The organism is Desulfosporosinus sp. FKA, assembly GCF_002196785.1.
Lineage (GTDB): Bacteria > Bacillota > Desulfitobacteriia > Desulfitobacteriales > Desulfitobacteriaceae > Desulfosporosinus > Desulfosporosinus acididurans.
This window is the reverse complement of sequence record NZ_NAHZ01000034.1, coordinates 34,313-47,749: the sequence shown is the minus strand read 5'-3', so window position 1 is coordinate 47,749 and position 13,437 is coordinate 34,313. Positions and strand designations below refer to the sequence as shown.

The following is a 13,437-nucleotide window of genomic DNA, read 5'->3' as shown; positions in this document are numbered from 1 at the left end:
TTTGAGCTAAATAATGCTTAGGAGAGTAGTATATGGAAAAGATCAGAGTCAGATTTGCTCCGAGCCCTACAGGTTATTTGCACATCGGGGGAGCAAGAACAGCATTGTTCAACTGGTTGTTTGCTAAAAAGCATAATGGTAAATTGATACTTCGTATTGAGGACACAGACACAGAACGACTCAAGGAAGACTCTGTAAGTCAAATTTTAAGTAGTCTCAAATGGTTAGGGATTGACTGGGATGAGGGGCCAGAAAAGGGCGGCGATTTTGGCCCTTACTTTCAATCCCAACGGCAAGAGTATTACACTAAAGCAGCCCAAAGGTTAATCCAAGAAAATAAAGCCTACCATTGTTTTTGCAGCGCAGAAGAATTAGAAGAAGAACGACAAAAGCAACGAAAGGAGGGGATGCCTTTTCGTTATCAGGGAAAGTGTCGAAACTTATCTCCCGAAGAAGTTCAAGGTAGACTAAAGCGGGGGATTCCTTCTGTGATAAGGATGAAAGTACCGAACTCAGGTCAAGTTGTTGTTGAAGATCTTATTAGAGGAACTGTAAGTTTCGATGCTAAACAATTCGATGACTTTATTATCTTTAAGTCAGATGGAACACCTGCCTATAATTTTGCCTGTGTTGTTGATGATCATGCCATGCAAATTAGCCATGTGATCCGAGCTGAGGAGCATTTATCCAACACCCCAAAGCAGTGTTTAATCTATCAGGCATTAGGTTACGAGATACCATTATTCGCTCACCTATCGATGATTTTAGCTCCTGACCGCAGCAAATTGAGCAAAAGACATGGCGCAACCTCTGTTGGCGAATTTCAAGAAATGGGTTGTTTACCGGAAGCTTTAGTCAATTATCTGACACTACTTGGATGGTCTCCGGCAGAGCAGCAAAGTGAACTAATTTCTCCTACTCAAACTATTTCTGCTTTTTCACTGGAAAAGGTTTCTAAAAACGCTGCCATATATGACGTTCAGAAACTTATTTGGCTTAATGGGCAATATATGACCACCTGTGATTTGGATAGGTTAACTCTACAAGCCATACCATTTTTTATTCGGGCTGGTCTAATCAATAACATAGATGCTGAAGATAATCGAGACTATATTCGTGATGTTGTCAACACGGTTAGAGAAAGAGTAAGGACTCTAGGAGAATTGACCGAAGGAAGTCGTTACTATTTTCAAGACGTTGTTTCCTATGATGAAAAAGGCCGCGAGAAGTATTTCGTTAAACAAGAAGGCGTTGCGGCTTTGCTCACTAAGGGCAGAAATTGTTTGAATACCGTAGAACAATTTGATGTAGAAAACGTTGAAAGTGCTTATCGGCAATTAATGAGCGAGCTTGAGATTAAAGGTGGTGTTATTATTCATCCCACAAGGTTAGCCTTAACGGGTCAAACCGTTAGCCCAGGCATATTTGATGTTATGGCTCTATTGGGGAAAAAGAAGTGCTTAGAACGTTTAGATAAGGCTATTGAATATATTCGCAAAATCTAGATATGCGCATTTGTCCGTGAAAATACAATAGTTATTTGATTAGCGATTAGCTAAGGTGCGAACGGCATCAATAGCGGACTCTGTCTCTTCTTGCGTGTTGAAATGCGAGAAAGAAAACCGAACGGAGCCGGGTAGTTTAAGTCCATCATGCATCAATGGCGCACAATGTGCCCCCGCTCGCACTGCAATGCCGTATTTCTCAAAAAGCAGACCGGCGACTTGAGCGGCATCATACCCTTCGATATTGAGAGAGACTATGGGTGTGCGGAGAGGCGCAGCCAAATCGCCATAGAGTGTAACGCCTGGAGTATCTGCCAGTGAATGTGCAAAGAGGCGGGCCAGCCGATCCGCTTGGCTGTGTATTGTTGACAGTCCGGTGGCTTGTATATATTGAACGCCAGCCAATAGTCCTGCGATCCCATGTGCATTTTGCGTACCAGCTTCCAGCGCATCGGGCAATTCCCGAGGATGTTTGAAGTCGAAAGAATGATGGCCGCTTCCTCCAACATACAGAGATTCGGGCATGTAATTGGGTCCTAAGCAAAGCCCGCCGGTACCTTGCGGTCCGAACAGGGATTTATGACCTGTAAAGCAAAGCGCTGATATGTTTTTCATATCGATAGGCAAAAGTCCAGCGCTTTGTGAGGCGTCTACAATGAAGTGCACGCCTCGTGCTGCACATAATTCCCCAACAGACTGTATATCGAATACGTTACCTGTGACATTGGAAGCATGTGTAAGTACTACGGCTTCAGTGTCTGGCCGGATGGCAGAGGAAATTGCTTCAGGCGAAATGCATCCTAGGTTGTCACAAGGAACAATGGTATAATTATCCTGCCTGTATATGGGCCGCAGTACTGAATTGTGCTCTGCAGCGGTTGTAACGATATGTCCCTTGATTCCGGAAATGGCGATGTTTAAGGCGACAGTGGCATTGGGGGTGAATACAACGCGCATGGGATCGTCAGAAAGCCCAAAGAGTGAAGCCAAGGCTATCCGTGCTTCCATCAACATACGCAGGGCGTCAAGCGCTGGCCTATGTGCCCCGCGTGAAGCGTTGCCAAACGTATCCATGGCATGCAAAACGGCCTCCTTGACGCAATCAGGTTTTTTTAGAGTTGTAGCAGCGTTGTCCAGATAAATCATTTTTTTCTCCAATCTGTAAGCAGTGATTATTTTATCTTAGTATAATGCAAATACCTATGATAAGGAAGGGATTTCCATGATGAGTTTATTATCAAACTGTACGTCCGGCGGTTGCGGTGCCAAGATTGGCCCGGGCGAATTATCCAAGGTCTTGTCCGGTATGCCTGTATTTGGCGATCCTAGGCTCTTGGTCGGTTTTGATGCCTCAGATGATGCCGCTGTTTATCAAATTGATCAAGACACTGCCATTGTTTCTACTGTGGATTTTTTCTCACCGATGGTTGATGATGCCCGCTCGTTTGGCCGAATCGCAGCTGCTAATGCTTTAAGTGACGTATATTCCATGGGGGGTACACCGCTTTTCGCTCTGAATCTCGTTTGTTATCCTGAGAGAATGGAATTAGACGCCTTGGGTGAAATATTATTAGGCGGCGCGGAAAAGATCCAAGAGGCGGGAGCGGTACTATGCGGAGGTCATTCTATCTATGATAAAGAGCCGAAATATGGATTGGCGGTCACTGGACGTCTCGATCCGCAACGAATCTGGCGTAATAATACACCAGCTCCGGGGGATCAGCTGATCCTTACAAAACCACTCGGCATTGGTATCGTCATGGCTGCGCTGCGTGGAGAAATGGCAGATGAACAAGCTGTTCAGGCAGCGATTTCTTCCATGCAGCGGCTCAACAAATATGCTGCGGAGAAAATGCACAGTTTTCCGATCAGTGCCTGCACTGATATCACTGGTTTCGGACTGTTAGCTCATGCAAGAGAAATGGCGGGGGAAGGTACCTCGTTGGTATTGTATAGCTCGGAGCTGCCGTATATCCCTCAAGCATATAAGTATGCCGGAGATTATCTGATAACTGCGGCTGCACAGCGCAACCGCAATCATATGCAGGGTTTTGTAGATCTTGGCGATACACCCTTTGCTTTGCAGGAATTGATGTTTGATCCGCAAACCTCTGGAGGACTGTTTCTCAGTGCCCCAAAATCCTGTGCCCAAGAGCTGTTAAGTGCCATTCAGGAAGTGGAACCACTGGCTAGAATCGTAGGAGAAGTGCTCCTGCCGCAAAATTCACCGATTTTAGTACGCTAAGGAGGAATATTCATGAATAACATTGATTGTATTGGACAGGTCTGCCCTATCCCGGTCATTCGGGCCAAAAAAGCGCTGGAGGGCTTGGGGGAAGCCGGCGGCGTAGTAGCCGTTTTAGTAGATAACGACATTGCCCGTCAAAATCTTCAAAAGATGGCAACGGGTTTGGGTTATCAAAGCGAGTATGAGCAGAAAGAAGACGGTAATATCGAAGTTACTATCGTTGCAGGAGAAGGCTGCACTGTGGAAAGCTGCGCGACAGACGGAGATTCAGGGCTCGTCGTTGCCATTGGCAGGAATACCATGGGGGAAGGCAGCCAGGAGCTGGGCCAAATACTGATCAAAGGTTTTATCTTTGCTCTCAGGGAGCTTGTGCCGCCGCCCACACATGTTCTGTTTTTCAATTCGGGGTCATACCTTACCAGCAGTGATTCAAACTGCTTAGAGGACTTGCGCGCTCTGGAAGCAGCGGGAACGGTTATCCTGACCTGCGGAACTTGCACTAATTATTTCGAGATCACGGAGAAGTTAGGGGTTGGCGAGATCACCAACATGTACGGCATCGTCACAGCTATGGCTGGGGCGAAGCGGCTTATTAATCTTTAGGAGGGTATCTGTGTCTTATATTCTGACGTTTGCCAACACACATGCGGCTATTTTTGCTGAAAAGGCGCTTTTACAGGCTGGGTACTCGGTAGGGGTAATGCCATTGCCATCCGGCATCAAAGCTGGATGCGGCATTGCGCTTCGGGTAGATGATTATATTGCGTCAAGCGAATTTTTGAAAAAGAATAACATAATTGTAGCAGCTGTCTATCAAACATCGGCAAATGCACATGAGACTGTATACAGCGAGGTAGTGCTATAAATATGCTTTAAGCGTGACAAGTGAACTCGTTCAGCTAAAGCTGAACAATGGGCCCGGACATTAAAAAATTTCAAAAAGGACTAGACATATTAGTTGTAAATGGATTATAATAAAGTCCGTGACATAATCCGATTCAAATGATTATGCATAACGTAATGATGATGTCTGTTGGATTTAAAGGCATCTAGTATTCCGGGATTGTGTAGTGGTAGCACGTGTGACTCTGAATCACATAGCCTAGGTTCGAATCCTAGTCCCGGAGCCAAATTACGGCCCCATAGTCAAGAGGCCTAAGACGCTGCCCTCTCAAGGCGGAAACACGGGTTCGAATCCCGTTGGGGCTACCAATTTACGCGCCACTAGCTCAGCTGGTAGAGCATCCGACTCTTAATCGGCAGGTCCGCGGTTCGATCCCGCGGTGGCGCACCAGAGGAATGTATTATCCCGCAAGTAATTGCGGGATTTTTTGCGTCACAAATATTACAAAGTATTTAAACTTCGCCAGATACACTCGATGACTTTGAAAACTTCCTTTTCTATGTCGAAATGGCTAAAGCTGAAACGTACGGTTCCGTGTGGAAAAGTATCCAAAACCCTATGTGTTTTCCCTTCAAATACTTTATTGACGCCTGAGCAGCAGATACTTCGCTATCAGACCAGCTGTTAGTGACTTTTGGCGTACTTTAAAATATACTGATTGCCTTTAATATTGTATAGTTGTTTAATATCCTGGATTAACAACATACTCAAATCTCCTTTATAGTAAAACTCCACTCCTACTGCGCAACTTGTGCTAATATTTCTGGGTACTGGCTTAACTTCTGCCACTATGTTATTGTTACGCAAAAACCTATTAAATCTTATTGCCCCAGAAGTGGTGAAAAATATTGCAAAATATAGTTCGCTTGATTCCATTTTGAGAAGTCTCCTTCTAGCTAAGTCTTTAAGTGCGTTATAAATATTGAAACGTGAACTCATTAGGAAATGATTATTACACTATATAAGTATGTAGATCTTTTCGAACTGGAACCATATTGAAAATAATATTACTGTTCTAATTTCCAAAATGATAAACAATAAACTGAATTATACAGGCAGAAACTATTGGACAGAGTAAGAGGTATGGAAATGGAAAATAAAAAAACAACAACAGGAAGAATTATTATTGCAGTTGGGAAAAACTCTGATTAGCGTTGTTGGAATTTTCATAATAAATATTCGAGAAAGACTAGCTTATAAAGTTTTGAAAGGCTATAATAAGTTCTATAAGTTAAATTAAATGACAATACATAATGATTATGTTATGATTAATTATGAATGAGGAGTGAGACATTTTGGAGTGTCAAAAAGATTGGTTAAATCAAAAGTGTAAAATTTGAATATAGTTTAAAAAGGAGTGACGCTAGATGGTTAAAATAACTGAACTTGCGGCCCAAAAAGTTAAAGAAATTCTAAAAGCTCAAAACCAAGAAAATTCATCTCTCCGTCTTTATCTTGCGGGGATGGGTTGCAGCGGCCCTAATTTCGGCATGGCTCTTGATGATTCGAAAACAGATGAGGATATTCTGGACGAAGAATACGGTGTTTCAATACTCATAGAGAAGAAACTCTCTAATTATTTAGAAGGAGCCGTCATAGACTATATGGAGACGGAAACCGGCGGAGGCTTTGAAATACGTCCGGCAAAACCTTTTAATGGCGGAGGATGTGACAGCGGTTGCTGCGGAGGATGCGGCAGCAGTTGTTAATACTGAAATTGCGCTACCAGCTCAGCTGGTAGCGCAATTTTTTTTAGATGAGGGAAGATAATTAGTTCAATACGTTAATTTCGTTCATGTACGATGCTGCAGATGTTTGGGCTGAATTGGATATTGTGATTACATCATAGTCGTAAGCATCCCAATCTGTCGGAGCAGTGCCAACGGTGTAGGTAAGAACCGCTTTGCCGCTGGAGTCGAGGGTTACAGCAACAGGTGTAGTGCTGATGTTCTTTCCACTCGCAGCAAGCGTTCCTTTTTTATCAATAACACCAGGTGCAAATGTTACATAAGCTGTGCCGCTGGCTTTGACAGGGTTGCCTGAAGCATCAGTAGCTGTGATAATCAGGTTGTAAGTTTTTCTAGATTGAGCGTTCTTAATGGTCTGATTAACAAGTGTTTTGAATTCTGGAGAAGTAATCGTTTCAGGTGTGCTAATTGACAAGGTGTTAGTTCCAGCGTTATCGTCACTTTTAATCGTAATATTCATTGCCGCGGGGCTGCTTTTAACTTTGCCAGCGGTTGTGGCGGTGTTGAAATTCGTATTCAAACCACCAAGTTGGTCTGGTGCCTCGCTTGATTGGAACAAGATTTGGTCTGATTTATACTGGACTATCTTCGCATTAAGAGCTTTAGCCAAGTTATCAATTGGCAGATAAATGAAGCCGGTCCCATTTACGATTGGGGAGCCTAATTTCACTGGCTTTGTGTCAACCGTTACAGTGTCTCCGTTGGACGGGATATTGACCAGATGGTTTCCATACATGAACCATACATTATTGCCACTTTGGTGCGGCTGAACATCCAGGCTCTGTTCAAGATCTCCAAGAGTCATGTAGAGCAGTCCGTTTTGTTTAAATGGTGCAATTTGTGCTGCCGGCTCGCCCGAATTTGGATCAAGGAACACAGGAGGGTTAGAATAGCCTTGGCTAAAGTCAAACATATCATTTAGAGAACCTGCTTCAGCATCAAATGACCCGCCGCCAATGCGCCCGAGGTTCCAGTTGTCCTCAACGAAACGGAGCACAGAGGATTGGTCGACAGTTGTATTAATGACGGCGTTGTGCTTAGCATAGGGTGAAATTACAACCATCGGAAATCTTGGCCCATATCCTAAACGATCTTTTTCGCCATTTAAGGGAGCTTTAGTCCCTGCGTTATTTCCTTCTAACGCATCTACAGCCGGATCGTTCGATTGATTCACAATGGGAGGCATAACATGATCATACCAGCCATCGGAGTCATCATAGCAGACAAAAATGGCGGTACTTTTCCAGCTTGGTAAAGATTCTAATTTATTGACGGTCTGAACAAGGAAGGTTTGTTCGTCAAGGGGATCCGAGTATTCGGGGTGTCCGTCTTGATAAGCAGGCGCCTTCAGGAAAGAGTAGTTTGGCAGGTTTCCGGCATCTGCTGCTGCCCAGAAATCAGTCATATCATATTGATGATTGGCCTGATCATCTTGACCGATCGTGGTCGCAAATGATGGCTTCTGATGTTTGGTATTCGAAGTTGCTCCATAGTATTGAAATGGTTCGTGGTGGGGGATATAGTCTGTCACTTCGTCTCCGTGAATGTTCTTATGCTGGGCTGCAGGGTCGTCGTATCCCCCAAAGAAACATCCCCAGGTGAGACCTTTGGTATTCAATAAATCACCGACGTTTTTACCAGCCATGGAAATGGTTTTACCCTTGGAAGCATAATCGTAATACGGGTCTGAATCACCAATAACTGTGCCATTGCTGGTAACTGATTTCGGATAGTCTTTGGGCTGCAATTCCTTTCCGCCATTTGCTTGGTTGTTGCTATACACCGTGGCTCCCGCCGTCTCACCTGAAACAACATTGAGAGCTCCCGGGGTGGAAGGACCTAAGTTTGAGCCGAAGTAGCTGTCGTTCAAGGCAAAGTGTTGGGCATAATTCCAAAATGCGGTTACAGTATTTCCGTCAAAATAATCCATAACCGTTGGATCACCGTGCCCGTCATTTTCCACAAACTTGTCCATTAATCCGCCGTCAAATGATTTTTGTTCCGAAGTATAACCGTGATCCATATCTTTGGTCCAGGCCTGAGATCGGTCTAAACGTTGAGGATTCGCGCTGTTGGGGTTATTGGTCAATAAAGCAGCAGTCAGTCCATTAACAGTGGGGGTGCCTGGTGTTGCATAGAATGGAGGCTCGCCGTTTGGATTTTGTGCAACCGGGTATGTACCGAAATAATGGTCAAAGGACTCATTTTCATTGAAAATAACGACGACGTGTTGGATCGGAGTATTTGCTTTTGCACCGCTGATTACTTGTGTATTGTTCGGTGTCGAGGTTACATCTGCTAGTGCGGGCGGCACAGTGCCTGCTGTTACTAGTGTGCTGATTAAGGCGGTACTTGCGAGAACAGCAAAGGCTCTTTTAATTATGACTTTCATTAAATTGCGATCCCTCCTAAAATTAATGGTATTTTTTAATCAAAATATATCCTACTACATATTTGTAAAGGGACTCGGAAAATAGTGTTAAAATTAATTAACACAATGTAATAAATTTGTAAAATACTCATTACAGATATTCACATTAGGCTGCTTTAATTTCCTAGACGATTGGGTAAGAGTGTCATGCTATTAACAAAATCAAAGAGAGGAAAACCATTAAGTTGGTTTTCCTCTCTTTGATTTCTGAGGTTCTGAGTTTATCCAGTTTTTAAGACCCCCACTACTTGTAAGTGGGTATGGGCCCTTCGTAAACTTCAGGTGGGTTAGAGTCCTCCTTCGCCGTTAAGTATTCCTATTGGGAAAGGCGGCTCGGCAAAAATGTCCACTGGACATTTTTGTATCTGAAGCCCTGATGTTCAGCATTAGCTGAACGAGTTCACTCGATGTAAATTTCTAATGGTGGGGAAGCGTACTAATGCAGGATTAAATTGCTTTTCCTGCTTCATAAGCCTTTACTAAAAGTTCGTTATTATTAGCTGCGGTACTGGGGTTGTTGCCGCCTGTAAGTAAAATAGTATTAACTACATTTAAGCCAAACATTTTAAGCATGGATTCATTGGTTTGAAAGGATGTTTGAAAAGCTTGTGCGTTTGGATTTCCTTGAGAATATACCATAATCAAGTTTTTAACAGCGTACCTGGGCTTGTGGTTTTCATCAAACAAGCCGCAGAGTCTATCCCATAACAATTTCATTTGTGCTGAGACATGCCAAAGATATACGGGTGACCCGAAAACTACAACATCGGCATCGATAATATAGTTAAACATGTTCTGAAAATCGTCTTGCATGACACAGTGTCCAGTTTTGCGACAAGCAAGACAGCCTTGACAGGGTTTAATGTTCATATCATATAGGTTAAAAATAGTTGTTTCGGCACCAGCATCCTGTGCTCCCCTAATAACCTCTTTAACAAGAGTGACCGTATTGCCATTTTTTCTTGGACTCCCCATAAAAGCAACCACTTTTTTCATGCTCTAATTCCTCCATAATATAAAATTTAAGGTCATTATAGCACAAAAATAATCCGGTCTGTAATTGTTCTGTGTCGGGATTTCAGGCAACATATGGTTAAAGTTTTTACTATTTTTGTATTAATCCACGTAACGAGCGATTCCACTGGAATTGCGACACTTAAGTATATCATACCTGGTTAGACAGTATGAAAGAGGCTATATGGCTAATACTATCAAAGTTTAGTATTAAGTGGAACTCATTTTACATAAACAAAGGGAGTGAGTTTATTGTCTACGGGTTTGAGTGTCGTGGTTTTCGCTTTCTCCTTGTTTGCTGGCTTTTTAGGATCATTACTTGGTTTAGGAGGCGGAATCATTATTATTCCTGCCTTAACGTTGGCCTTGGGCGTCCGGATTCATGAAGCCATCGGAGCCAGTATTGTTTCGGTCATTGCTACCTCAAGTGGTGCTGCGATTGCCTACGTCAGGGATAAAATAACCAATATCCGCATTGGTATGTTCCTGGAGACAGCGACAACGTTGGGAGCTATTACCGGAGCGTTTATTGCAGGTCTGATTAGTACCAGACTTTTATCCATTATTTTTGGTCTGTTATTACTCTATTCTGCATTCACTATGTTCAAAAAGCGATACTCTGATTTGCCAACGAACGTCAAGACTCATCCCTTAGCTGAACGTCTTCATCTCAATAGCGAATATTATGATAATGCTCTTCATCAAAATGTTAAGTATCAGGTAACTGGAATTTATCCCGGATATGCTGTAATGTACGGAGCCGGAGTCATCTCTGGACTGTTAGGAATTGGCAGCGGTGTTTTTAAAGTATTAGGAATGGACGTTTTTATGAAACTTCCAATGAAAGTATCTACAGCAACCAGCAATTTTATGATTGGGGTAACCGCGGCAGCCAGCGCAGGTGTTTATTTTTCCCGCGGAGATATTGATCCTCTAGTTGCGGGACCAGTCGCTCTGGGGGTTTTACTAGGCGCCAGGATAGGAACAAAAGTAATGGAACGCTTAAAAAGTAAAACCTTGCGCTTCATCTTCATCCCAGTCTTAATTTATATTGCTCTGGAAATGCTCTGGAAAGCTAGGTGATAATTATGAGTAAGAAAAATGCGGCTAAAGATTTATTTGATGCTGAGTTATTCATTAGCTCCAGTCTGCGTACAGGGGTTTATTTGTCAGCAATGGTAGTAGTAATTGGTTTATTATTGTATTTTGCAATTGGTCAATCCGGCTATCAAAGCGGCGAATTTCCCACAACCATCGGTATGGTACTTGCAGGGATCTTACGTTTTAAACCTGCATCGATAATTAGCCTTGGGCTGTTACTTTTAATCGCCACCCCTGTTTTTCGTGTTGCAGCCTCGGTTTTGATGTTTGTTTTAGAAAAAGATTACGTATACACAATCATTACGTTGTTTGTATTATGTATTCTTATTATTAGCTTTTTTTTAGGAAAAGCTTTATAGATTGCTAGATGACCATTGTTGGATTAGTAAAGCATCATGCTTTGGAATGGTAGTTATTTGAAAGGAGTAAATCACTCAATGGCAATGACAGAACCTAAAAATGAACCTCTTCCCCCGATTTCCACCAAACTAGAAGATAATATAAACTACTTGAATGAGTTGTTGGGAGTAGGGCAAGGTCCGGGACATAGCTGGGATATTATGGCGAAATCATTTAACTTCTCTAAGCTTAATATGATGTCATATGTTTTAAATGGGTATTTTCTAACGATGAATGTTGTGCTTATTCTTGATGATCTGGAGAAGCGTATTCAAACGTTTGTGACAGAAAACGAATCTTACACGCTTCACGATCTCATGAATTATCTGAATACCAATGTTGCCTTCGTCCAGGTGCAGCCTGTAACGAAGATGGAAGATGTTGTCAGGTTTATTCTTTCAGGTCCCATGGTTACTTTCGTCGATGGATATGATGCCGCACTGCTCATTGATACACGTATTTATCCGATGCGCAGTATCCAGGAGCCGGAAATTGAACGTGTTGTCCGGGGGCCCAGGGACGGGTTTACGGAAACCATGTTAATGAATACGGCGCTAATCCGGCGTCGGCTGCGGGAGCCAAGTTTACGGGCAGAACTGATGCAGGTCGGGCTTCGCTCAAAAACGGATGTCAGCTTAATGTATTTAGAGGATGTGGCCAATCCAGATACGGTAAAGACCATACGTGAACGCTTAGAATCTATTCAAACCGATATTGTGGCGATGGCTGAACAGTCCGTTACTGAGCTGATTGGCAATGTTAAATGGAATCCTTATCCGATTGTGCGTTATACCGAAAGGCCGGATGTGGCGGCGACTGCTCTTGTCGAAGGGCATGTAGTGATTGTTGTAGATACCAGTCCGGAGGTGATTATTGCACCCATTACCTTCTTTCAATTGCTGCAGCACCCTGAGGAATATCATCAATACCCAAGCGTTGGCACATACAGACGTTGGACAATGCTGATTGCCGCTTTTATTACCATCTTTCTTCCAGGGTTGTTCCTTCTGGTTAATTTTCATTCTGAATTGGTGCCCAAGCAACTAGCTTTTTTCAAGGCCGATAGGGCCGATCCGCTGCCACTTTGGCTTGAATTAATTGTGGCTGAGGTGGCGATAGATATTCTTAGACTTGCGGTTATGACTTCTCCCTTAACCTTAGCATCTATGGTTAGTATCATGGCGGCAATCATCTTTGGCCAATTTGTGTCACAAATACACCTGTTGCAACCTGAAGTCTTAGTGTATATGGCGTTTGTGATGGTTGCCCAATTTTCTCTAACCTCGTATGATCTGGCATCAGCTAATCAGCTATCCCGTTTGTTTATTCTCATATGTACCCAGCTTGGGTTTGCCTTCCATTTGCGGGCTGTGGGATTCGGCGTTGCTGTATTTATATGGTTAGTATATGTGATGACCCGCAAGTCGTTTGGTATCCCATATTTTTGGCCTTTGATGCCGTTTAAATGGAAAAATGGTATGGATAATGTGCTTTTACGTAAACCATTTACAACGATACATGGTCGACCGGGCGTACTTCGCCCTAAAATACAAAAGCGTGACGGTTGATTATTCTATCTATAACGCGTTCGGCTGTAAAAAGCTGAATTCAGTTTTAGGCTCCCACTTCTATAAGTGGGGGTGGGTCCTTCGTAAACTTCAGGTGCGGTAGAGTCCTCCTTCACCGCAAAGTATTCCTATTGGGAAAGGCGGCGGCTCGGCAATAATGTCCACTGGACATTATTGTATCTGAAGCCCCGATGTTCAGCTTTAGCTGAACGAGTTCACTGAAACTGGATTATAGGCATGTTGAAGAGATGGGGATCAATTTAAGGCGATCTTACTCCACAATACTAGTGAAGCGAGATCGTCTTTCGCTATCTGAACCTACTTTAGATTTTTAACGTTAAGTTTCTACACATCCCCTTTTAAGCTTTTAAAATAAAGGGATTTTCGGTGAAAATATTTTGTGTTTCATTAAGCAGGAAATAGTGAAAAATAGTGGAATTAGGGAAAAAAGAATGATCAAGGATAGCCGCAAATAATGCACCTTAATTATTTAACATGGTTTAATTTATTTTAGATGAT

12 protein-coding genes and 3 tRNA genes are annotated in these 13,437 nt (G+C 43.0%); 11 read left to right on the top strand and 4 right to left on the bottom strand.

The features are described 5' to 3' along the window. The first annotated feature begins 32 nt into the window (after nucleotides 1–32). Nucleotides 33–1,505: a glutamate--tRNA ligase gene (gltX, locus tag B5771_RS21420; protein ID WP_088189354.1), complete on the top strand. Its 1,473-nt coding sequence runs from the start codon at nucleotides 33–35 to the stop codon at nucleotides 1,503–1,505. Nucleotides 1,506–1,544: 39 nt separating this feature from the next. Here the strand turns inward: gltX and B5771_RS21415 are convergent, their stop codons facing one another. Next, entirely contained in the window at nucleotides 1,545–2,651 is a 1,107-nt protein-coding gene (locus B5771_RS21415; RefSeq protein WP_088189353.1) for an aminotransferase class V-fold PLP-dependent enzyme, read from the bottom strand. Between the two features lie 76 nt (nucleotides 2,652–2,727). Between B5771_RS21415 and selD the strand changes: the two genes are divergently transcribed. The 6 genes from selD to B5771_RS21385 all read left to right on the top strand — a co-directional run bounded on the left by selD (nucleotide 2,728) and on the right by B5771_RS21385 (nucleotide 5,047). After that, entirely contained in the window at nucleotides 2,728–3,750 is a 1,023-nt protein-coding gene (selD, locus tag B5771_RS21410; protein ID WP_047811257.1) for a selenide, water dikinase SelD, read from the top strand. Nucleotides 3,751–3,762: 12 nt separating this feature from the next. Beyond that, nucleotides 3,763–4,356, top strand: a complete 594-nt coding sequence (yedF, locus tag B5771_RS21405; protein ID WP_047811258.1) for a sulfurtransferase-like selenium metabolism protein YedF — start codon at nucleotides 3,763–3,765, stop codon at nucleotides 4,354–4,356. Nucleotides 4,357–4,366: 10 nt separating this feature from the next. Beyond that, nucleotides 4,367–4,618 (top strand): DUF3343 domain-containing protein, encoded by a 252-nt coding sequence (locus tag B5771_RS21400; RefSeq protein WP_088189352.1) that lies wholly within the window; start codon nucleotides 4,367–4,369, stop codon nucleotides 4,616–4,618. A 191-nt stretch (nucleotides 4,619–4,809) separates the two neighbouring features. Next, nucleotides 4,810–4,883, top strand: a tRNA-Gln gene (locus B5771_RS21395). Nucleotides 4,884–4,889: 6 nt separating this feature from the next. Further along, a tRNA-Glu gene (locus B5771_RS21390) sits at nucleotides 4,890–4,965 on the top strand. 6 nt (nucleotides 4,966–4,971) lie between these two features. Continuing rightward, a tRNA-Lys gene (locus tag B5771_RS21385) sits at nucleotides 4,972–5,047 on the top strand. Between the two features lie 234 nt (nucleotides 5,048–5,281). Here B5771_RS21385 and B5771_RS21380 read toward each other — a convergent pair. Further along, entirely contained in the window at nucleotides 5,282–5,533 is a 252-nt protein-coding gene (locus B5771_RS21380) for a DUF3343 domain-containing protein (RefSeq protein WP_088189351.1), read from the bottom strand. Between the two features lie 491 nt (nucleotides 5,534–6,024). Here B5771_RS21380 and B5771_RS21375 point away from each other — a divergent pair, with 491 nt between their 5' ends. After that, on the top strand, nucleotides 6,025–6,366 hold the full coding sequence (locus B5771_RS21375) for an iron-sulfur cluster assembly accessory protein (protein WP_088189350.1): 342 nt from the start codon (nucleotides 6,025–6,027) through the stop codon (nucleotides 6,364–6,366). Between the two features lie 61 nt (nucleotides 6,367–6,427). On the opposite strand, the gene B5771_RS21370 is transcribed toward B5771_RS21375, so the two are convergent. Together B5771_RS21370 and B5771_RS21365 are read right to left on the bottom strand one after the other, a co-directional pair. After that, on the bottom strand, nucleotides 6,428–8,719 hold the full coding sequence (locus B5771_RS21370; RefSeq protein WP_207652728.1) for an alkaline phosphatase family protein: 2,292 nt from the start codon (nucleotides 8,717–8,719) through the stop codon (nucleotides 6,428–6,430). 564 nt (nucleotides 8,720–9,283) lie between these two features. Next, entirely contained in the window at nucleotides 9,284–9,832 is a 549-nt protein-coding gene (locus B5771_RS21365; RefSeq protein ID WP_088189348.1) for a flavodoxin family protein, read from the bottom strand. Between the two features lie 261 nt (nucleotides 9,833–10,093). Here B5771_RS21365 and B5771_RS21360 point away from each other — a divergent pair, with 261 nt between their 5' ends. From B5771_RS21360 to B5771_RS21350, 3 genes are all read left to right on the top strand, one after another. Continuing rightward, nucleotides 10,094–10,933, top strand: a complete 840-nt coding sequence (locus tag B5771_RS21360) for a sulfite exporter TauE/SafE family protein (protein ID WP_047811264.1) — start codon at nucleotides 10,094–10,096, stop codon at nucleotides 10,931–10,933. A gap of 5 nt (nucleotides 10,934–10,938) precedes the next feature. Beyond that, nucleotides 10,939–11,310, top strand: a complete 372-nt coding sequence (locus B5771_RS21355) for a DUF1634 domain-containing protein (RefSeq protein WP_047811265.1) — start codon at nucleotides 10,939–10,941, stop codon at nucleotides 11,308–11,310. Nucleotides 11,311–11,388: 78 nt separating this feature from the next. Then, a complete protein-coding gene (locus B5771_RS21350; protein ID WP_207652727.1) occupies nucleotides 11,389–12,918 on the top strand; it encodes a spore germination protein in 1,530 nt (509 codons plus the stop codon). The last annotated feature ends 519 nt before the right edge of the window (nucleotides 12,919–13,437 follow it).